The 21,064-nt window shown below is 72.0% G+C and carries 16 protein-coding genes; 9 read left to right on the top strand and 7 right to left on the bottom strand.

Annotation, left to right across the window (positions count from 1 at the left end):
* The first annotated feature begins 69 nt into the window (after positions 1 to 69).
* The 3 genes from CFK38_RS07255 (at position 70) to CFK38_RS07265 (ending at position 3,922) form a co-directional block, all read left to right on the top strand.
* A complete protein-coding gene (locus CFK38_RS07255) occupies positions 70 to 828 on the top strand; it encodes an isoprenyl transferase (RefSeq protein ID WP_096802473.1) in 759 nt (252 codons plus the stop codon).
* 390 nt (positions 829 to 1,218) lie between these two features.
* Positions 1,219 to 2,529 (top strand): PhoH family protein, encoded by a 1,311-nt coding sequence (locus CFK38_RS07260; RefSeq protein ID WP_096804260.1) that lies wholly within the window; start codon positions 1,219 to 1,221, stop codon positions 2,527 to 2,529.
* A gap of 592 nt (positions 2,530 to 3,121) precedes the next feature.
* Complete coding sequence (locus tag CFK38_RS07265; RefSeq protein ID WP_245851256.1) at positions 3,122 to 3,922, top strand: endonuclease domain-containing protein; 801 nt, start codon at positions 3,122 to 3,124, stop codon at positions 3,920 to 3,922.
* Between the two features lie 30 nt (positions 3,923 to 3,952).
* Here CFK38_RS07265 and CFK38_RS07270 read toward each other — a convergent pair whose 3' ends face one another.
* From CFK38_RS07270 to CFK38_RS07285, 4 genes are all read right to left on the bottom strand, one after another.
* Positions 3,953 to 4,345 carry a MerR family transcriptional regulator gene (locus tag CFK38_RS07270; RefSeq protein WP_096802475.1) on the bottom strand — a complete coding sequence of 131 codons (393 nt, stop codon included), beginning with the start codon at positions 4,343 to 4,345 and terminating at the stop codon, positions 3,953 to 3,955.
* Positions 4,326 to 4,703: a hypothetical protein gene (locus tag CFK38_RS07275; protein ID WP_096802476.1), complete on the bottom strand. Its 378-nt coding sequence runs from the start codon at positions 4,701 to 4,703 to the stop codon at positions 4,326 to 4,328. The genes CFK38_RS07270 and CFK38_RS07275 overlap by 20 nt, the downstream gene beginning before the upstream one ends.
* A 319-nt stretch (positions 4,704 to 5,022) precedes the next feature.
* Positions 5,023 to 6,438, bottom strand: coding sequence for a class II fumarate hydratase (locus CFK38_RS07280; protein WP_096802477.1), 1,416 nt, complete (start codon positions 6,436 to 6,438; stop codon positions 5,023 to 5,025).
* A gap of 107 nt (positions 6,439 to 6,545) precedes the next feature.
* Entirely contained in the window at positions 6,546 to 7,457 is a 912-nt protein-coding gene (locus CFK38_RS07285) for a carbohydrate kinase family protein (protein ID WP_096802478.1), read from the bottom strand.
* Positions 7,458 to 7,590: 133 nt separating this feature from the next.
* On the opposite strand from CFK38_RS07285, the gene CFK38_RS07290 reads away from it, so the two are divergent.
* Complete coding sequence (locus tag CFK38_RS07290; protein WP_245851257.1) at positions 7,591 to 8,247, top strand: DUF4245 family protein; 657 nt, start codon at positions 7,591 to 7,593, stop codon at positions 8,245 to 8,247.
* 15 nt (positions 8,248 to 8,262) lie between these two features.
* Here CFK38_RS07290 and CFK38_RS07295 read toward each other — a convergent pair whose 3' ends face one another.
* Both CFK38_RS07295 and xseA read right to left on the bottom strand, forming a co-directional pair.
* The gene (locus tag CFK38_RS07295) at positions 8,263 to 8,589 is read right to left on the bottom strand and encodes an exodeoxyribonuclease VII small subunit (RefSeq protein ID WP_096802479.1); all 327 of its coding nucleotides are present in this window, start codon (positions 8,587 to 8,589) and stop codon (positions 8,263 to 8,265) included.
* A complete protein-coding gene (gene xseA / locus CFK38_RS07300) occupies positions 8,589 to 9,956 on the bottom strand; it encodes an exodeoxyribonuclease VII large subunit (RefSeq protein ID WP_096802480.1) in 1,368 nt (455 codons plus the stop codon). Before xseA ends, CFK38_RS07295 begins: the two co-directional genes overlap by 1 nt.
* Before the next feature lie 127 nt (positions 9,957 to 10,083).
* Between xseA and CFK38_RS07305 the strand changes: the two genes are divergently transcribed.
* From CFK38_RS07305 to CFK38_RS07325, 5 genes are all read left to right on the top strand, one after another.
* Positions 10,084 to 11,097 carry a 4-hydroxy-3-methylbut-2-enyl diphosphate reductase gene (locus tag CFK38_RS07305; RefSeq protein ID WP_096802481.1) on the top strand — a complete coding sequence of 338 codons (1,014 nt, stop codon included), beginning with the start codon at positions 10,084 to 10,086 and terminating at the stop codon, positions 11,095 to 11,097.
* A gap of 94 nt (positions 11,098 to 11,191) precedes the next feature.
* Positions 11,192 to 12,868 carry a TIGR02677 family protein gene (locus CFK38_RS07310; RefSeq protein WP_096802482.1) on the top strand — a complete coding sequence of 559 codons (1,677 nt, stop codon included), beginning with the start codon at positions 11,192 to 11,194 and terminating at the stop codon, positions 12,866 to 12,868.
* Positions 12,865 to 14,112, top strand: coding sequence for a TIGR02678 family protein (locus tag CFK38_RS07315; RefSeq protein ID WP_096802483.1), 1,248 nt, complete (start codon positions 12,865 to 12,867; stop codon positions 14,110 to 14,112). The genes CFK38_RS07310 and CFK38_RS07315 overlap by 4 nt, the downstream gene beginning before the upstream one ends.
* Positions 14,109 to 18,317, top strand: a complete 4,209-nt coding sequence (locus CFK38_RS07320; protein ID WP_096802484.1) for a TIGR02680 family protein — start codon at positions 14,109 to 14,111, stop codon at positions 18,315 to 18,317. The genes CFK38_RS07315 and CFK38_RS07320 overlap by 4 nt, the downstream gene beginning before the upstream one ends.
* Complete coding sequence (locus tag CFK38_RS07325) at positions 18,314 to 19,864, top strand: TIGR02679 family protein (RefSeq protein WP_096802485.1); 1,551 nt, start codon at positions 18,314 to 18,316, stop codon at positions 19,862 to 19,864. Before CFK38_RS07320 ends, CFK38_RS07325 begins: the two co-directional genes overlap by 4 nt.
* On the opposite strand, the gene CFK38_RS07330 is transcribed toward CFK38_RS07325, so the two are convergent.
* The gene (locus CFK38_RS07330; RefSeq protein ID WP_096802486.1) at positions 19,761 to 20,975 is read right to left on the bottom strand and encodes a DNA recombination protein RmuC; all 1,215 of its coding nucleotides are present in this window, start codon (positions 20,973 to 20,975) and stop codon (positions 19,761 to 19,763) included. The genes CFK38_RS07325 and CFK38_RS07330 overlap by 104 nt on opposite strands.
* Positions 20,976 to 21,064 lie beyond the last annotated feature (89 nt).

The following is a 21,064-nucleotide window of genomic DNA, read 5'->3' on the forward strand; positions in this document are numbered from 1 at the left end:
CGGAGAGCGCCGGTCCGACGCCGCGGCGGGCAGGTCCGCCGCGACCATCACGAGGGGAAGGACGGCGCGATGGACGACGACGGCCTTCTGTACCGCGTCTACGAGAGGCGCCTCCTCCGCGAGCTCGAGAGCTTCGAGCTCCCGCAGCACCTGGGCGTGATCGTGGACGGCAACCGCCGCTGGGCGAAGGAGGCGGGGGAGACCACCGAGCACGGCCACCGCGTCGGCGCCGCGAAGATCCTCGAATTCCTCTCCTGGTGCGATGACCTCGACATCCCGCTGGTCACCGTCTGGATGCTGTCCACCGACAACCTGCGCCGACCGCTCGAGGAGCTCACCGCTCTCTACGAGATCATCGCCGCCACCATCGGCCGGATCATCGAAGCCGGCTACTGCGTGCGGCTGACCGGGAACGCCGAGGAGCTGCCGGAGGCGATGCGCGCCGACATCTCCCGCGCACAGGAGCGCACCTCCCCGGAGTCCCAGCTCACGGTCAACGTGGCGATCGGCTACGGCGGGCGCGAGGAGATCGTCGACGCCGTGCAGGAGCTGGTGCGGGACCTGGCCGCGCAGGGCCTGGACGGCGAATCCATCGCCGCGGCGGTCAGCATCGACTCCATCGCCGAGCATCTCTACACCCGTGGGCAGCCCGATCCGGACCTCATCATCCGCACCTCGGGCGAGCAGCGCCTCTCAGGATTCCTGCTGTGGCAGTCGGTGCACTCCGAGTACTGGTTCTGCGAGACCTACTGGCCCGGATTCCGCCGCATCGACCTGCTGCGCGCCCTGCGGAACTTCTGTCTGCGCGAGCGGCGGTTCGGCGCCTGAGCAGTCGGCGCTGCCCGGCCGGGTACCGCGTTCGCGCCGCACCGTCCGCCTCTGCGAGGACACTCCCGCCCGCCTCCCCGGAGGTCCGTGTGACCGGTGGCACACTGGGGGCATCGGGAGTCCGGCAGAACTTCCGATGACGATCGGGTGAACGTCGGCCCCGCATCCGGTGGGGCTCGCCCGATCGCGGGCGCCCACCGGGCTAGGGTCCAGGCATCCGCGCGATTCCGGGAGGCTCCCATGGACGAGACGACCATTGCTCGCGAGACGATGCCCGCCGCCGACGGCACCACATCGCTCCCGCCCACCCGCAGCCCGGAGGCGATCGGGGCTGCGAACCCCGACGGTGCCCCCGTGGTGCCCTCGCTGCTGCCCGGTGCCGCGCAGCAGATGCTCGCCGATGTCGAGACGGGCGTGATCACCTACGTCGTGGACACCTCGGTGCTGCTGTCCGACCCGCAGTCCCTGCACCGCTTCGCCGAGCATGACATCGTGCTGCCGATCGTGGTCATCACCGAGCTGGAGGCCAAGCGCCACCACCCGGACCTCGGCTACTTCGCCCGTCAGGCGCTGCGAATCCTCGATGACCTCCGCGAGCTGCACGGCAACCTCTCCCAGCCGCTACCGATCGGCAAGGACGGCGGCCACGTGCACGTCGAGCTCAACCACATGAGCACCGCCTCCCTGCCGGACGGCTTCCGGCTCGGCGACAACGACACCCGTATCCTCGCCGTCGCGAAGAACCTCCAGCTCGAGGGCAAGAACGTGGTGCTGGTGTCGAAGGATCTGCCGATGCGCATCAAGGCCTCGGCCACCGGCGTCCACGCCGAGGAGTACCGGGCCGAGCTCGCCCGCGACCGCGGCTATACCGGCATGGTCACCGCCTCGGTGGATGAGCAGACCATGAGCGATCTCTACGACGGCCAGACCGTCGAGGTCCCCGAGGTCGCCCACCATCCGGTGCACACCGGGCTCACCCTCACCAGCCCGCGCGGCTCCGCTCTGGGCCGGGTCACCCGGGACAAGCAGGTGCGGCTGGTCCCGGGGGACCAGACCGTCTTCGGCGTCTCCGGCCGCTCCGCGGAGCAGCGGGTCGCGATCGACCTGCTGCAGGACGAGTCCGTCGGCATCGTCTCGCTCGGCGGTCGCGCGGGCACCGGCAAGAGCGCCCTGGCGCTGTGCGCGGGACTCGAGGCGGTCCTCGAGCGCCGCACCCAGCGCAGGATCATGGTGTTCCGCCCGCTGTTCGCCGTGGGTGGCCAGGAGCTCGGCTACCTGCCCGGCGACCAGGGCGAGAAGATGGGCCCCTGGGGTCAGGCCGTCTTCGACACCCTCGGCTCGATGGTCTCGCAGAACGTCATCGATGAGGTGCTCTCCCGCGGCATGCTGGAAGTGCTCCCGCTGACCCACATCCGCGGCCGCTCCCTCCACGACGCCTTCGTGATCGTGGACGAGGCCCAGTCCCTGGAGCGCAACGTGCTGCTGACCATGCTCTCCCGCATCGGCCAGAACTCCCGCGTGGTGCTCACCCACGACGTCGCCCAGCGCGACAACCTCCGCATCGGCCGCTACGACGGGATCGCCTCCGTGGTCGAGGCGCTCAAGGAGAAGGACCTGTTCGCCCACATGACGCTGCAGCGCTCCGAGAGGTCCAAGGTCGCCGAGCTGGTCACCCACGTGCTGGACGAGCCGATCCCCTGAGGGTGGTCGGGCGGGAGCGCCGCCGCGGGGCAGAGCGGGTCGAGCGGAACGGAGCCCGGGACGGGGTGAGCGTGCCGTGGCGTTGACGGGCGAAGTGGCGCCGGGCCCGGGACGGATGGGCGTGCCGTGGGGCTGGTGGGCCCGGGTCCGCCACGGGGCCCGGTTCGCGGCGGGGACTCGGCATCCGGTGGCGCTCAGCCAGCATGCGGGGGCCGTATGCGGGGGTGCGTGCTGGCAGAGCGCCAGTGGATGCAATCGGCCTCCCGGCTCAGGTGTCGTCCTGGCCGGTGAGCGGGTGCGGATGGGTCTGCCTGAGGGCGGGTGTGCTGAGGGCGGGTGTGGTGAGGGCGGGTGTGGTGAGGGCGGGTGTGCTGAGGGCGGGCGTGCTGAGGGCGGGCGGTGCCCACTCCGGGTGCGGTCACCTCTCCTCCACAGCGCCGGTCGGTCCACAGTGCTGGCCGTACGCCGACCCCGCGACGGCGTCGATGCTTCCCTCTCTGGCATGGAGCTCAGGGGCATTCGGCACAAGACACTCCTCCACGCGGACGGAGTCTCTCAGCATGCGGTCCGGCGCTGGTTGGCGAACGGCACGATGAGAAGCGTCCAACCCTGGTACGTCACGGCGGAGGCGCCGCTGGGCCTTGTCCGGATCCTGCACTTCGGGGTGCGGCCCACCTGTCTGGACGCGGCATCACTGCACGGGCTGTGGACGCCGCCGCACACCGGCTTCCATGTGTTCCGTCCGCGGCTGCTGCGTGTCGGTGAGGAGCTGCGGAATGCCCGCGCGCACCCTGTGCGGCGCATGGCGGGGAAGATCATCACGCTGGCCGAGGAGCAGGAGATCATCCTGCACGGTCCCGCGCTCCGATCCTGGCCCGGCTTCGACCCCGTCCCCGCCCTCGACCTCGTCCTCACCCATGCCGCACACTGCCTCCCCGTAGAGAAGACGGCCGTGCTCTTCGAGTCCGGGCTGCACCGGCGGCTGCTCTCCCGGCGTGAGGCGGACCGGATCCTGGCCTCGCTGCCGCAGCGGATCCGTCGACCCCTCACCAGGGTCCGGGCGGACGCGGAGTCCGGGACGGAGACGACGGTGCGCTGGTGGATGGAATCCCGGCACTTCCCCGTGAGACCCCAGGTGCTGTTCCCGGACGGCCGGCGACGGATGGACCTGCTGGTGGGCAGGAGCTGGGTGATCGAATGCGATGGCCGCGAGTTCCACGACGATCCGCTCAGTTACGACGCGGACCGGGCGCGGGACCTCTACCTGACGTCGCGCGGGTACCGCGTCACGCGGCTTTCCTGGGAACAGGTGTTCCTGCGCTGGGAGGAGACGCAGGCGATGCTTCTCGCCATCCTCCGCCGCGGGGAGCATCTGGACCCGCCGCGTCGCTGAGGACGTAGTGACCAGATGGCGGGGCCGCGGTCACCGGGGGAGCGGGGTATCCGGCCACGGCTCCCCCGAATCCAGTTCGTCACGCCACTGACTGAGCAGGTCACGTGCCTCCTGCAGGGCCTTCTCCTTCTCGTCCAGCAGCGCCTCGAGCCCGTCGATGCTCGCGCGGGCAGCGTCGATGCGCGCCCTCACCGAGTGGGTGGAGCTCTTGGCGGCGAGGAGATCACGAACCTGGTCCAGCCCGAATCCGAGTCCTCGCAGGGTGGAGATCACCTGGAGCTGGTCGAGCACCGCGGGGTCGTAGCGTCGGGCGCCGCCGCTGGTGCGTCCCGGCACAGGGAGGAGCCCTTCGCGCTCGTAGAAGCGCAGGGTGTCCGGGCTCAGCGCGCTGCGGCGGGAGACCTCACCGATGGGCAACGACATACATCGAGTACAACACGAGACAGCCGGCCACGATCGCCGCCCGCACCAGATGATGGTTGAGGTGGAACTCCCCGATCGTGCTGCCCCACAGCAGCGGAGCGGCGCAGATCAGCACACCGCCCAGCACTCCCAGTCCGATCAGAGGCCCCGGAGCGCCCGGCTCCGCGATGCGGGCGGGGACGGCGGCGAGGCCCGCGGAGCCGAGGCTCAGCATCGCCGCCGCGAGGTAGGCGAGCAGCGGTACGCCCAGCGCTGTCGCGCCGGGCTGGGCGGTCGGCGCGGCCTGGGCGAAGGCGACGAGGGCGAGGAGCTGGGAGAGAGCCAGCAGGGCGTAGGGCACGAGAAGCAGGATCGACATGCGCCGAGCCAACACCCTGGAGTGCACTCCAGATCAAGGTCGTGGAGCTGGGCGCGCGGGGCGCACGTCCAGAGGGCCGGAGCCGGGCAGGGTGGAGGGGGCCGAGGGCCGGGTCCGGAGTGACGACTGCATCCGGTGGTGCTCAGCCAGCACACGGGCTCCGTATGCGGCCCCGCATGCTGGCTGAGCGCCAGTGGGTGCACCCGGGAACCGCACGGGGTGGCCCACTGGGCAGTGGAGCGCCCGCCCCGGCCCGCCCCTCAGGCCGTCCGAGCGGACGGCACCGGGGTCAGGCCTTCCGGGGTCAGGCCTACCGGGGTCAGGCCTTCGGAGCCGTCATCGACAGCACGTCCAGCGCCTCGTCCAGCTGCGCCTCGGTGAGCTCGCCGCGCTCGACGAAGCCCAGCGCGATCACGGCCTCGCGCACCGGGACCCGCTCGGCGACGGCGTGCTTGGCGATCTTCGCCGCGGACTCGTAACCGATCAGCTTGTTCAGCGGGGTGACGATCGAGGGGGAGGCCTCGGCGTAGAAGCGGGCCTTCTCCTCGTTGGCGACCAGACCGTCGACGGTCTTGTCCGCCAGCACGGTGGAGGAATTGGCGAGCAGGCGGACCGATTCCAGCAGGCTGGTGCCCATCAGCGGGATCTGCACGTTCAGCTCGAAGGAGCCCTGTGCACCGCCCCAGGCGATCGCCGCGTCGTTGCCGATGACCTTCGCGCACACCATCAGCACGGCCTCGGGGATCACGGGGTTGACCTTGCCCGGCATGATCGAGGAGCCCGGCTGCAGGTCCGGGATGGAGATCTCGCCGAGCCCCGTGTTCGGGCCGGAACCCATCCAGCGCACGTCGTTGCAGATCTTGGTGAGGGAGACGGCGATGGTGCGCAGGGCACCGGACATCTCCACCAGGCCGTCACGGCCCGACTGCGCCTCGAAGTGGTTGCGGGCCTCGGTCAGCGGCAGGTCGGTCTGCTCGACCAGGTTCGCGATGACCTTCTGGGGGAAGCCGAGCGGGGTGTTGATGCCGGTGCCCACTGCGGTGCCGCCCTGGGGGACCTCCGCGGTGCGGGGCAGTGCCGCCTCGACGCGCTCGATGCCGTAGCGGATCGAGGCCGCGTAGCCGCCGAACTCCTGGCCGAGGGTGACCGGGGTGGCGTCCATGAGGTGGGTGCGGCCGGACTTCACCACGGCCTTCCATGCCTCGGCCTTCGTCTCCAGGGACTCGGCGAGGTGGGCGAGCGCGGGCAGCAGCTGCTCGACGACGCCCTGGGTGACCGCGACGTGCACGGAGGTGGGGAACACGTCGTTCGAGGACTGCGAGCAGTTGACGTGGTCGTTGGGGTGGGTGTCCACACCGGCGTTCGTGGCGAGGGTCGCGAGCACCTCGTTCATGTTCATGTTCGAGCTGGTGCCGGAACCGGTCTGGTAGGTGTCCACCGGGAACTGGTCGTCGTGCTCACCGGCGATCACGGCATCGGCGGCGGCGACGATCGCGTCGGCGATGGTCCCATCCAGCACCCCGAGCTCCTGGTTGGCGCGGGCGGCGGCCTTCTTCACCTGGGCGAGGGCGTGGATGTGTGCGGGCTCCAGGCCCTGGCCGGAGATCGGGAAGTTCTCCACCGCACGCTGGGTCTGTGCCCGGTACAGGGCCGAGGCGGGAACTCGGATCTCACCCATGGTGTCGTGCTCGATGCGGTAGCCGTCCTGCTGCGCGGCGGGCGTGGACTGGTTCATGAAGCGGCCTCCTCAGGTCGTGGTGCGGTGGGTGGATGTCCGGGAACGGACGGGGGAGTCAGGTGCTGCGGGGGAAGCGCCGACCAGCGCGCACGTCCGCCGCAGGATCAGGCGAGCTCGTGGCTCCACGGCGGATTGGCGCCGGCCCGGGAGACGGTGATCGCTGCGAGGGCTGCGGCGCGCTGCAGCACGTCGGCGATCTCGTCGTTGGGCAGTGCGGCGAGGGCAGGGCGCTTCTCTGCGCCCAGCAGGCCCTTCGCCGCCAGCGCATCGAGGATCCCGGCGGAGAACGTGTCCCCGGCACCGACGGTGTCGACCGCGTCGACGATGACGGGGGAGACCTGCACACGGCCGCTCGGGGAGAAGCCGACGGCACCCTCGGCGCCGCGAGTCAGGACGGTCAGCGCCGGTCCCAGCTCGCGCCAGGAGTCGACGACGTCCTCCACGTCGTCAGTGCCGTACAGCCAGGCCACGTCCTCGTCGGAGGCCTTCACCACGTCGCTGAGCGCGATGCTCGCCTCGATCTCGGCGCGCACGAGCTCCGGGGCGCCCATCAGGGTGGGGCGCGCATTGGGGTCGTAGCTGATGGTGGCGGTCTCCCGGTACCGGCGCAGGGTGTCGCGCACCGTCGCGGCACCGGGCTCGAGCACCGCGCCGATCGATGAGATGTGCACGGCGTCGACCCGTTCGGGCAGGCCGACGGGCTGCGGATCCCAGACGAGGTCGAACTCGTAGGTCGCGGCGCCGTTGGCATCGAGCCGGGCCAGGGCGGTCGACGTCGGCGCCGCCACGGAGCTGCCCGGGGTGAGGCGGACTCCGGAGGCCTCCAGGTGTTCCCGGATCGCGTCTCCGCGAGCGTCATCGCCGATGCGGGTGAGCAGCTGGGCATCGTGACCGAGGCGGCTGAGCGCCACGGCCACGTTCATGGGGGATCCGCCGGGGTGCTCTCGATGCGCGCCGTCGACGTCGACGACGATGTCCGTGAGCGCTTCTCCGACGATGAGGAATGTCGTGGTCACCGCTCGATCATCGCAGGTTTCCGCGGAAGGGGCGAACGGGGAGCCGAGGTCGGAGTCGCGCTGTGGCGCGGTCGACGCGGTCCGATGGGGGCGGCTGGGAGCGGCACGGAGGCTGAGCGGGGACAATGGGCGCATGCACGATGCCGACCACGAGACCCCCGAGGCGCCGGAGCGGACGCCGGCCGCGCGGACCGACGAGCCCGGATCACCGATCGACGAGCCCGCCCCGCAGCCGAAGTCCGCGTACGAGCTGCCGTCGAAGAAGAACACCGTCCTGCGCAACATGGTGTGGGCGCTGCTGTTGACGATGGCGGTGGTGGTCGTGGTCGGTATCGCCTTCTTCGGCGTGGGCAGCCAGCCCGAGCGGGAACCGCTGGCGAACTCCGAGCTGGACGTGGCCGCGAGCGCGGAGCGCGCCCAGGCCGTCGCACCCTTCCCCGTCGCGGTGCCCGCCGTGGGGGAGGAGTGGACCGAGCGCTCCGCCCGGTTCACCGCAGGGGCGAATCCGCGGTGGACGATCGAGTACACCTCGCCGGACGGTCAGCTGGTGACGCTGGTCGAGGAGTCCGAGCTCGGAGCCTCGATGCTCTCGGCGGCGATCCCGGGCAGCACCGTCGAGGAGGAGCTCGAGCTCGGGGGCGCCACCTGCAGCCTGCTGCGCGGCGAGCAGGCTACCGCAGAGCGTGGCATCGCCTGCGAGGGCGCGGAGTGGGGCTTCGTGGTCCACGGGAACGCGGACCGGGCAGCGCTTCAGCAGATCGCGAGCGCGGCGATCACCTCGCTCGAGTGAGGTACCCGCGGCGGACTACTCCGCCGCGGAATCCGCAGAGCGGCGGGCTGCCACCGCATCGTCCAGCCGCTCCCGAGCACCATCGAGCCACTGCTGGCAGCGGCGGGCGAGCATCTCCCCGCGCTCCCACAGCCCGATCGAATCCTCGAGCCCGCCCTGCCCGGACTCCAGGCGCCGCACCACCTCGACGAGCTGGTCGCGGGCGGACTCGTAGGACAGCTCGGCGATGTCCGCGGGCAGCGGCTGCGCGCCCTCGGCAGGGGTGACGGTGCCGGACTGCGCGTCGCGGGGATCGCCCTCGACGGCGGTGAGATCGTTCTCGGGGCTGCTGGTCGGGGTCATCAGGACTCCTCGGTGGTCTCGGGCTGTGCGGTCTGTGGGGGCCGGTGCGACTGCTGCGGAGCAGCGGGCCGTGCCGGCGGGGAGTACGGATCGGTCGCGGTGCGCTCCACTCCGAAGCGGCCCCCGGCCACCCGCACCGAGAGCGGCTGGCCGATCTGCGGCTGCTCGGGGGAGCGGACGATCGAGCCGTCCGCGTCCTGGACCACGGCGTAGCCGCGCTCGAGGGTCGCCAGCGGGCTGAGCGAGCGCACCTGAGAGCCCAGATGGTCGATCTCATCGGCTGCGCGATCCAAGCGGGACCCGATCAGGGTGCGCGCCAGGGCGATCCGTGAACGGATCTCGTCGGCCCTACCGGCGAGGATCGTGGAGGGGTTCTCCAGCACGGGCCGGGAGCGCGTCGCGTCCAGCGCCGACTGCTCCCGCTCGATCCGGGCCCGGATCGCGGCCCGCAGCCGGGTGCGGCCCAGCTCCAGCTGCTCGACCTCGGCGACGATGTCAGGGACCACGCGCTTGGCGGCATCGGTGGGGGTGGAGGCGCGCACATCCGCGGCGAGGTCGATCAGCGGGGTGTCGACCTCGTGGCCGATCGCGGAGACGATCGGGGTCCTCGCCCCCGCGACCAGGCGGGTGAGCTGCTCGTCGGAGAAGGGGAGCAGGTCCTCGAGGGAGCCGCCGCCGCGGGAGATGATGATGACGTCGACGTGCTCGAGCCCGTCCAGCTCGCGCAGCGCCGCAGAGACCTCCCGCACCGCCTTCGTGCCCTGCACCGCGACCTCGCGGATCTCGAACTGCACCGCTGGCCAGCGCCGCCGGGCGTTGACGACCACGTCGCGCTCCGCAGCGGATTCGCGCCCGCAGATCAGCCCGACGGTGCGCGGGAGGAAGGGCAGCTGCTGCTTGCGGGAGGCGGCGAACAGCCCTTCGGCGGAGAGCACGCGCTTGAGCTGCTCGAGCCGGGCCAGCAGCTCGCCCAGCCCCACCGGGCGGATGTCATCGGCCTCGAGCTGGAGGCTGCCGCGCTTGGTCCAGAAGGTCGGCTTCGCATGGACCACCACGCGCGCCCCCGGGACCGGCTCGACGGGCAGGGCGCGCAGCACGTGCTCGCGCACCGGGACCGAGAAGGACATGTCCACGTCGATGTCGCGCAGGGTCATGAAGCTCAGCCCGGCTCCGGGACGTCGGTTGAGCTGGACGATCTCGCCCTCGACCCAGAGCGGCGACATCCGCGCCACGTACTCCCCGACCTTCACCGACAGCTGCCGCAGGGGCCAGGGATTCTCCGCCGTGGTCTGCGCGGCGGTGGCGGCTGGGGCAGGCCGCGGCGTCGCGGCGCTGTCCGCATCCGGGCCGGAGGAGGTCTGCGTCATGGGTCCACTCTGGCACGAGCTCCCGACAGCTCGCGGACGCCGGGCGGCGCTGTGGAGGGGACTGCCCTGTGGAGGGATGGTGAGTCTTGACCCACCGGCCTGTCAGCAGGGCGCTTCCGCTCCTACGATGGGAGGCGTGAGCACCGGAACAGTCCTTCTTGCCGAGCCGCGCGGCTACTGCGCGGGAGTCGACCGCGCCGTCGTCGCCGTCGAACGCGCCCTGGAGCACTACGACGAGACGATCTACGTGCGCCACGAGATCGTGCACAACAAATTCGTCGTGGACCGCCTGAAGGAGAAGGGCGCCGTGTTCGTCGAGGAGGTCGACGAGATCCCCGAGGGTGCGCTCGTCATCTTCTCCGCCCACGGCATCTCCCCGAAGGTCCGCGAGATGGCCGAGGAGCGCAACCTGCGCACCATCGACGCCACCTGCCCCCTGGTCACCAAGGTCCACAAGGAGGCGGTGCGCTTCGCCCGCCAGGACTACGACATCCTGCTGGTGGGCCACACGGGCCACGAGGAGGTCGAGGGCACCGCCGGCGAGGCCCCCGATCACGTGCAGGTCGTCAACTCTCCCGATGACGTCGACAAGGTGACCGTCCGCGACCCCGAGCGGGTCGTGTGGCTCTCGCAGACCACCCTGAGCGTCGACGAGACGATGGAGACGGTCGACAAGCTCCGCGAGCGCTTCCCGACGCTGCAATCCCCGCCCAGCGACGACATCTGCTACGCCACCCAGAACCGTCAGGTCGCGATCAAGAAGATCGCCCCGGACGCGGATCTGGTGCTGGTGGTGGGCTCGCCGAACTCCTCGAACTCCGTGCGACTGATGGAGGTCGCCAAGGAGGCCGGGGCCAGGGCCTCCCACCGCATCGACTCGGTCCACGAGCTGCGCGACGAGTGGTTCGATGGCGTCGGGACCGTGGGCGTGACCTCCGGTGCGTCGGTGCCGGACGTCCTGGTCCAGCAGCTGCTGAATGTCCTCGCCGAGCGCGGCTACGGGGACGTGAAGCCGGTGCGCACCGCCACCGAGGACCTCATGTTCTCCCTCCCGCGCGAGCTGCGCCAGGAGATGAAGAACCGCGGCGCCGTCGACAGCCGCACGAAGCCGACCGGCCAGGCCGCCACCGCGGAGTCCTGAGGCCGGCGGGTCCCTACGGGCCGTCGGCCGCCGCCGCCCTGCTGTTCATCGAAGGGCTCGAGAAGCGTCAGAGCCCCGTGGCAGGATCGGAGGCATGAAAGATCCCGCGCCCGATACGGAGTCAGAGGCCGGCACCTCCCGCGCCGAGAGCGGACCGGTCGACTACGGACCCTTCGCGTATCTCAGCACACCCAACGCCGCGCTGTACCGGCGCATCATGCGGGTGCTGATGGCTGAGAAGGAGAGGTTCACGGTCCACGTCCGTCCCGAGCAGGTATCCGCCGCGCTCGCACGCGACGGCGCCGATCCCGTCGAGGAGGACATGGTCGGCGAGGCGTTGGAGAGGCTGGCCCAGCCGGCATGGGGCAATCTGCTCGGCTTCCCCGACTCGAGCCGCGTCACGGCGCTGGAGGACTTCTATCGGCGGCGGATGCTGTACCAGCTCTCGCACGAGGGTGAGGCGGCGGAGCGTGCCCTGGTCCAGTACGACGCTGCGCTCGGCACTCGGGGCGCGCTCCAGTCGGTCGCGCTGGAGGACATCGTGGTGCTCCTGACCAATCTCCGCGACACCGTCAGCGCCCAGGAGGCCGACCGGCCGGTGGACGCGGCCGTCGCTCACCAGACGCTGCGCAGCCTGCGGGAACGATTCGTCGAACTGGCCGAGAACGCCATGGCCTTCATGGGATCGATGCAGCGCACCATCGACCTGCACGACGCGGATGTCGAGGCCTTCCTCGCCTACAAGGAAGAGCTCATCGCCTATCTGGAGCGGTTCATCCATGATCTGCTCACCCGCGGCGCCCGGATCAGCGAGCTGCTCGACGCGATCCCGGAGGAGGGCGTGCACTTCCTCGCCGGCCTCGCCGCAGACCGTGAATCGGCCGATGCCGCGCCGGGAGCGGCGCAGGTCGAACGCGCACGGATCCGCCGCACATGGCTGCGGCAGTGGTCGGGCCTGGCCGAATGGTTCGTCAGCACGCCCGTGCGGGAGAGCGAGGCGAAGCTGCTGCGGGCCCGTGCCCGCGCCGCCATCCCGGCGCTGCTCGCCGTCGTGCGTGCCCTGCACGAGAGGTCCGGCGGTCGCACCGATCGGACCCAGGACTTCCTCACCCTGGCGACGTGGTTCGCAGCGCTCCCCGCGGATGAGGACCGGCACCGGCTATGGCGCTCCGCCTTCGGCCTGGCACCGGTGCGGCACCTGAGCCTCACCTCCGCCACCGAGGATGCCTGGGCGGAGGCCGAGCTGAGCACCACGACCCCATGGGCGCAGGCCCCACCGGTGGAGATCAGCCCGCAGCTGCGGCGGAGCGGATCCTACGAGCGCCGTGGCAGGGCGACGCGGGTCACCGACCGGACCGAGGCGAAACGGATGCTCGCGGAGCGGGCGCGCCAGGAGGCGGAGCAGACGGCGGCGGCGCGCCGCCGGATCCTCACCGCCGGTCCCCGGCCGATGTCCGCCTTCGGCGAGCTCGAGCCCGATGCGTTCCGGCTCTTCCTCGGCCTGCTCGGGGACGCCCTGGCCGCGATGGGGCCGACGGCCACCACCGCGCAGGTGCACACCTCCGACGGGGAGCTCACGGTCATCCTCACCCGGCTCCCCGGCGCCGCCACCATGGAGATCTCCACGCCGGACGGCGAATTCTCCGGGCCCGACCATCTCGTCGACATCGCCTCGACGCTCGACGTCGGCGAGGTCGGCGACGGGTGCCTGCCTGCCGGCGGTGTCGACCCCTCCGCTCTCGAGGCTCACGCCCGGGAGGTCTGCGCATGAGCCGCTTGGACATCGCGCCCAGCATCGCGGGCGCACTGGAGGCCCGGGACGCCGAGGGCCGCCGCCGCGTGCTGCGGGCGCTGCTGGCCCGCCCCGTCCTGCGGGCACAGAGCCACGGCGAGCTGTTCCGCGCGGCCCGCCGCCACGCTGACACGCTGAGGACGTGGTTCGAGCGCGAAACCGGATGGCGGCTGGTGCTCGAATCGCAGACCGTCCGCCTGCAGACCTCCTACGTCCCGCACGGGCCCACCGCCGTCGCCGTCGCCGAGCGGCACCCGGCCCGCGGCCGCAGAGGCGATCCGCCCTTCACCCGGCGCCGGTACGTCCTGCTCTGCCTCGCCCTGGCCGTCCTCGAACGTTCCGATCCGCAAATCTCCCTCGGACGACTCGCCGAACAGATCATCCTCGCCGCCCGCCAGCCCGGACTGGGCGGTCTGGAGTTCACCCTCGGCACCCGGGAGGAACGCTCCGATCTGGTCGCGGCGATCCGGCTGCTGCTGGGCTACGGGGTGCTCGCGCGGGTCGCCGGTGACGAGGAGTCCTATGTCGCGGCCGGCGGCGACGCGCTGTACGACGTCGACCGCCGGGTGTTGGCGACCATGCTCTCGACCACCCACGGTCCCGGCCTGGTCGGGGCCGCGCTCGGTCCGACGCCCTCGATCGAGCAGATCGAGACCGCGCTGCACCAGCCGCCCCCGGCATACACGGACGAGGAGACCACCAGGCGCCTGCGTCACGCCGTCACCCGTCGTCTGCTGTGCGACCCGGTGGTGTACTACGACGAGCTCCCCGAGGACGAGCGCAGCTATCTCGTCGGCCAGCGCGTCCAGCTGACCCGCCGACTGGCCGCCGCGACCGGGCTGGTGCCCGAGATGCGCGCGGAAGGCATCGCTCTGGTCGATCCTGAGGACCAGCTCACCGACGTACGGATGCCGGAGCAGGGCACCGACGGGCACGCCACCTTGCTGCTCGCCGAGCAGCTGGCCGCCTCCGGCCCGGCCGACGTCGCCACCCTGCGACGCCGAGTGAAACGACTGGCCGAGGAGAATGCGACCTACTGGCGCAGGACGACCCAGGAGCCCGGTGCGGAGACCACGATTGTCACCGGTGCGCTGGACCGGCTGGTGGGCCTGGGGCTGGTACGGGTCACCGGCGAGGGCGCCGAGGCCCTCGTCGAGCCGTTGCCGGCGCTGCGACGCTTCGCCGTGACCGCCCCGACCATCACGAACAGGAACCCCCGATGACCGATACGGATCAGCCCCCGGTGCCGCAGCCCGACGTGCCGAAGCCCGACGTGCCGAAGCCCGACGTGCCGAAGCCCGATGTGCCGCAGAGCCCCGTGCCGCAGAGCCCTATGCAGGAGCCCGCCCCGGCCGGAGCGCCGCCGCGCCCCACCTCCGAACGCTGGCAGCCGCTGCGCCTGGGACTGATCGACCTCTTCTACTACGACGATGAACAGTTCTGGTTCCACGACGGCCGGCTGCTGCTGCGGGGCAACAACGGCACCGGCAAGTCCAAGGTGCTGGCACTGACTCTGCCGTTCCTGCTGGACGGCTCCACCGCCCCGCGGCGGGTGGAACCGGATGCGGACCCCAAGAAGCGCATGGACTGGAACCTGCTGCTGGGCGGGGCGCACCCGCACTCGGAGCGCACCGGCTACTCATGGGCCGAGTTCGGACGGGTGGACGCCGACGGCACGGAGCACTTCACGACTCTGGGGATCGGCCTGAAAGCTGCTGCCGGCAGGGGCGTCGTGAAGACCTGGTGGTTCACCAGCACCCGGCGGATCGGAGATCTCCGCCTCCTGGACGAGAGCCGCATCGTCCTCACGCAGGAACGGCTGCGGGACGAGCTGGCATCCACATCAGCCGGTCAGGTCCACACCACCCAGGCGGCCTATCGGCGGGCGGTGGACGAGGCACTGTTCCGGCTGGGGGAGGAGCGCTACGGCGCTCTGATCGATCTGCTGATCCAGCTGCGCCAGCCCCAGCTGTCCAAGAAGCCGGACGAGAAGGCCCTGTCCGCGGCGCTGACCGAGGCCCTCGCACCGCTGGACCAGGCGGTGGTCGCCGATGTCGCCGAGTCGTTCCGGTCACTGGAGGATGAACGCGACGGGATCGCTGCGGCCAAGGACACGCTCGGCGCGGCCGAGGCATTCCTGGGCCATTACCGGGACTACGCCAAGGTGGCCTCCCGGCGCCACACGACCACGGTGCGGCTGGCGAACTCGGCCTATGAGCAGGCGGGCCGCGACCTCCGTGAGGCCGAGGAGCAGCTGAGCCGCGCCACGACCGAGGTCGAGCACCTGGCTCGACGCCAGCTCGACGCCGAGGAGCGCCGGAGCACGCTGCAGGGTCAGGAACAGGCACTGCAGGCCAGTCCGGAGATGCGCGAGGCCGACCGTCTCGACGAGGCGGATCGCGACGCCAGGGAGGCGGAGCGGAATGCGGCGCAGGCCGGTGAGGAGGCCCAGCAGGCGGCGGCCACCGCCCGCCGGGAGACCGAGGAGGCCGCCGCGGCGGCACGGCACGTCGAGGCGTCCCGCGCCGACGCCGACCGGCACGAGGTCGCTGCGGGCCGGCAGGCAGGTCCCGCCGGACTGCAGCCCGAGCACGCGGACATCGCCGGGGACGAGGAGACCGCCCGGCGGGCCCTGGCCCGGCGGCGCGAGCGGATCCGGCACGTCCGAGGGCTGATCGAGGCGGCGCAGCGTGCGCGAACGATCGCCGATCACCAGCGGACGGTGCTCGACACGGCCCAGTCCGAGGAGGCCGAGCGGGCGGAGACGCTGCGGGCCGTGCACGAGCGGGTGGAGACAGCTGTGGCGGCCTACGGGGAGGCGGTCCAGGCGCACCTCGGAGGCCTGGAGCTGATGGAGCTGGACCGCGGCATCGATGAGCTCTCCGAGCTCTCCCACCACTGGGCACGCAGCGTGGTGGGCACGCCGCCCGTGTCGGCCGCCCTTGACGCCGCAGCGGCGACGGCCCGTGATCGTATCGGTCGAGAGCGCGCCGCGGCGGCGCACGCGGCCGGGCGGCTGTCCGAGGAGCTGGATGCCGTCCGCACCCGAATCGCTGAGCTGGAGGCCGGGCGCGCCCCGGAGCCGCCGTCAGCCTCGAGCCGCGACGCCCACCGCCGGGACGACCGGCACGGCGCGCCCCTGTGGTGGCTGGCCGATTTCGCCGATGCCGTCCCAGAGGGCGACCGGGCCGGAGTGGAGGCCGCCCTGCAATCGGCCGGACTGCTGGACGCCTGGGTGTTCCCCGATGGGACCATGGCCGCCGACGGGGACGTGGTCCTGGGCCCGGCGGGTCCGGAGTCGACCCCCTCCCTGGCCGAGGTGCTGGTGCCCGCAACCGGTCCCGAGGAGTCGGTCGGCGCGGAGGCCGTCCGCGCCGTGCTGAGCCGGATCGGATGGGGCGAGGTATCGGGAGCTGGCTGGTGGATCGACGGCCAGGGACGATGGGGCGCGGGACCGGCACGAGGGTCCTGGACCAAGGACCGCGCGGAGTACCTCGGTGCCAGTGCGCGCGAGGCGCACCGTCGAGAGCTGCTGGGCGAGCTCCGCGGTCGGGCCGCGGAGCTGGAGACCGAGTGCACGGCTCTCGCGGACCGGGTCGCCGCGGCGGATGAACAGACCCGGCAGGTCGAGCGGGAGCGAGCCGGATACCCAGCTGCCCGGGAGCGCGAGCTGAGCTCAGTCCATGATCGCGCCGTGGCCGCGCAGCAGGAAGCGGACCTGGCGCAGGCCAAGGTCGATGCGGCCCTGACCGTCTGGGAACGGGCGGCTGACGCCGCCGACTGGGAGGCCCGGGAGCTCGATGAGCAGGCCTGGGAGCTCGGAGTGGGCACCACGACTGCCCAGACCGATGACGCGCTGGCCGCCGTGAGCGCGTACGAGGTGACTCTCGTGGAGGTACGGCGGGCAGCACGCGCGGTCGTCGATGCGGCCACCGCGCAGGAACGGGCCGACCGCCGCGCCGCCGAGGCGACCGCGCTCCAGGAGCGTCGAGAGGTGACCCATCGGGACCTGCGCACCCGGGCGGCGGCCGGGCGCGCGAGATACCAGGCCCTTCATGAGACCGTCGGCGCATCGGTGGCCGAGCTCCAGGCCCGGCTCGGCGAGGCCACCGCCGCGCTGGAGGCCACGGCCGCGGAGCTGAAGACGGTCGGCACGGAGCAGCTGACCGCCGCGAGCACCCAGGGGCGCCTGGAGGAGAACGTCCGCGACCTCGGCCGGCGTCGTGGCGAGATGGCAGCGGAGCGTGAAGGGACGATCGAGGCCCTGCGAGCGTTCGCCGAGACCGGATTGCTGCGCGTGGCATTGCCGGACCTCGCCTTGCCGGCCGCCGAGGACCCCGAGGGATGGAGCCTCACCGCCGGCCTGGGGCTGGCTCGCAGTGCCGAGCAACATCTGCACGAGATCGCGGAGACCGACGAGGCCTGGGCGAGCGTTCAGCAACGGGTCTCCGGCGCGACCACGGAGCTCTCCCAGCAGATGAGTCGGCACGGGCACACCGCCTTCACGGAGCAGCGCGGCGACGTGCTCCTGGTCCGGGTGCGGTGGGTGCACGAGGAGGTGGACATCGACCACCTGGTCGAGCGACTGGACCAGGACGTCACCGACCGTGAACGGTTGCTCAGCGCCCGTGAGCGAGAGATCCTCGAGAATCATCTGGTCAATGAGGTGGCGGGTCACCTGCATGAGCTGCTGCTCACCGCCGAGGGGCAGATCGACCGGATGAACCGCGAACTCGCCGAACGCAGGACGTCCACCGGGATGCAGCTGCGGGTGCGGTGGCGCGAGCATGGCGACGCCCCTGCCGGACTGGCAGCGGCGCGAAGGCTGATGCTGCGCTCCGACGCCACCTGGACTCCGGAGGACCGCACTGCGATCGGCGAGTTCCTCCAGGCCCGGATCGCCGAGATCCGGCAGTCCGACCCGACCGGGGCGTGGCAGGAGCACCTGGAGCAGGCGCTGGACTACCGGAAGTGGCACACCTTCGTCGTCGAACGGCGACAGAACGGCCACTGGCGCTCGGCCTCCGGGCCCGCGTCCGGCGGGGAGAGGGCGCTGGCCGTGTCGGTGCCGCTGTTCGCTGCGGCCTCCGCGCACTACAACTCCGCGAGCGACCACGCCCCACGGCTCATCCTGCTCGACGAGGCCTTCGCCGGCATCGACGACGACTCGCGCGCCAAGTCGCTGGGCCTGCTCGCGACCTTCGATCTCGACGTCGTGATGACCAGTGAGCGGGAGTGGGGGTGCTACCCCGAGGTGCCCGGTCTCTCGATCGCGCAGCTGTCCCGGATCGAGGGGATCGACGCGGTGGGCGTGACCCGTTGGCGCTGGGACGGCCGGCGCCGACACCGCCAGAGCGAGGTGGCAGACTCCGCCCGCGCCGGTGCCCGCACGCCGCCGACCTCCGACGGCGAGACCCTGTTCGGATGACCGAGGACGGAGCAGCGGGCAGCCGGCGAGCGGGGGGCGGGGCGGCAGCGCGAGCGGGGGACCGGGCGGCGCTGGACCGATTGCTGGGCGATCCCGCGATGGAATGGCTGGTCACCCGGGTGCGGAAGCGGATCCCCGGTGCCGGGGAGGCACTGCTGAGCGGGACGGTCCAGCTCAGCGGACCCACGGCTGAGCAGCGAGCTGCCGCCGTGCGAGTGGTGGGACCGCCGCGACGAGCCGGGACCGCGCTGCGGGTGGATCTGGCCGTCGTCGAGGAGATCCTGCGGCGCGGCCCCTGGCCCGCGGGCCTGGCTGACGCCGTCGAGACCCTCACCGGACCGGTGGTCGACCGCCGGGTCCAGCAGGTCCGGGAGACGGCCGCATGGGAAGCGGCCCGTGATCGGCTGGCCCCGGTGATCGCGCATTTCCCGAGGCTTGCCCGGTGGTGGGGGCCCTGGTGCGCAGCCGGCGGCCTGAAGCGGGTCACCTCAACCGAAGCGGCCCGGATCGGTGCTCCGGTCACCCCGGCGCTGGGCGCGGACCTGGTGAGCAGGGCGGCAGCGGTAATGGACCGGTTGCCGGCCGTGCAGCAGCCGCTCCCGGTCCTCGCCCGGGAGACGATGGGCGATGCGCACGGTCTGGATGCGGACCGGCCCCTGGGCCGGCTGATGGTCGCGGTGGCCAGGGCGGCGTTCATGCCCGACGCGGAACCCGAGGAACTGTCCCGGCGTGATGTCTGGGCGTCGGCCGGAGTCATGCTGTCCACGGTCTCCTCGACCGCCCTGGTCCTGGGAGTGGCCGGCGCGTCCTCGCCCGATCCCGGCTACGGTGCTCGGAGGGCGAGAGCCGCGACGGCGACGGCGACGTCCTTGGAGGCGATGCGGGAAGCGCGCATTCCGCTGGTGCTGACACTTGATCAGGTGCGTTCGGGGGGAGTGCGGGCGATGCCGCGAGGCAGCGTCGTCCATGCCTGCGAGAACCCGACCATCGTCGAGGTGGTGGCCGAACGCTGGGCCCGCCAGCGCGCCGAAGCCGAGCGCGAGGCGGCTTCCACCGGCGGACAGCCCGATGAGGCCCTCGGCGACGCCGCGGGACCGGTGCTGGTGTGCATCTCGGGCCAGCCGAGCGCGGCCGTGGTCGAGCTGCTGCAGATCCTGACCGCCGAGGGGGCGGCGCTGCGGTATCACGGCGACTTCGACTGGGCCGGACTGCGGATCGCACGGAGCCTTCTCACGCAGGTGGAGTGGGTGCCGTGGCGCTTCACGGCCACGGACTATGTGCAGGTCGTGCGGGAGGGGCGACCCTCGCGGGACCTGACGGGGAGACCGGCGCTGTCGCCGTGGGATCCGCACTTGGCGGAGGTGATGGTCGAGTGGGACCTCGCGGTCGAGGAGGAGGCGGTGGCGGACCTGCTGGCGACCGACGTGATCGGTCCGGAAACGCTCAGCCGACGCGGTCCTCGGGCTCGGAGCGAGTCGTCGGCCGCGGTGCCGGGGCGGCCAGCTCGGCGATCTCCGTCTCGTCCAGGGTGCGTGCCCGGCGGGTGAGCTGTTCAACCTCGTCCAGCGCCGTGCCCGCCATCCCCAGCTCCTCGAAGCGGCGTGCGGTGACCATCACCCGCGACTGCAGGGAGCCCACCGCCTCGTTGAACGCGGCGACCGAGGAGTCCAGCGAACGGCCCACCTTGCCCAGGTGGGAGGTGAAGGTGCCCAGTCGGTGGTGCAGCTCGCGGCCGGCGTCGAGCACCTCGCGGGCGTCGCGGTTCAGGGCGTCGGTGCGCCAGGTATGGGCGACGGTGCGCAGCAGAGCGACCAGGGTGGCGGGGGAGGCGATCACCACGTCCCGGGCGAAGGCGTCCTCCAGCAGCGCCGGATCGGTCTCCAGCGCCGCGGCCAGCACCCCGTCGCTGGGCACGAACAGCACCGTGAACTCCGGGGTGTCCCCGAGCGCCTTCCAGTACCCCTTGGCCGAGAGCACGCCCACGTGGTGCCGCAGCGCCTTGGCGTGAGCCTTCCGCCGGGCCGCGGCGCGCTGGGGATCGAGCTCCTCGGTGGCGTCGAGGTAGGCGTCCATCGGCGCTTTCGCATCGATCACCACCTGCCGGTCCCCGGCCAGGTGCACCACCAGGTCGGGGCGCTGTCCGTGCTCGCCGTCGGCCCGGGTGCCGGCAGTCTGCTCGGAGAAGTCGACGTGCTCGAGCATCCCCGCGGCCTCGACGATGCGCCGCAGCTGCACCTCGCCCCAGCGGCCCCGGGCGGTGGGCGCCCGCAGCGCGGCCGTGAGCGCGCTGGTGCCGGTCTCCAGGGACTGGGCGCGCTGGGCGAGCTGTGCGAGATGGGAGCGCAGCGCCCCCTCGGCATCGATCCGAGCGGCCTCCGAGCGGGCCAGGGACTGCTCCAGATGGGTGAGGGTCGCCGTGATGGGCGCCAGGGTGCGCTGCAGCTCGGCCTCCCGCTCCTCCTCGGCGGCGTCGCGCCGGGCGGTGTCCCGCTCGTACCGCTCATCGGCCAGACGCAGCAGCTGCGCGGAGGCATCCGCCGCGGTGCGCCGGCGCAGTTCGGCGACGCGCGCACGCTCGCGCAGCAGCAGCCAGGTCAGGACGGCGCCGAGCGCCGCGCCCAGGAGCATGCCCAGCAGGAGTCCCGATGTTCCGCTCATGGTCACAGCACACCACGGGGGTGGGACGGACGACCGTCGCCACGCCCGCGGCGGAACGCCGCCGTCGGCCGACGGTGAGGCATTCTGTG

Origin of the sequence: Brachybacterium vulturis (assembly GCF_002407185.1) — a bacterium.
In the GTDB taxonomy this organism is placed as follows: domain Bacteria; phylum Actinomycetota; class Actinomycetes; order Actinomycetales; family Dermabacteraceae; genus Brachybacterium; species Brachybacterium vulturis.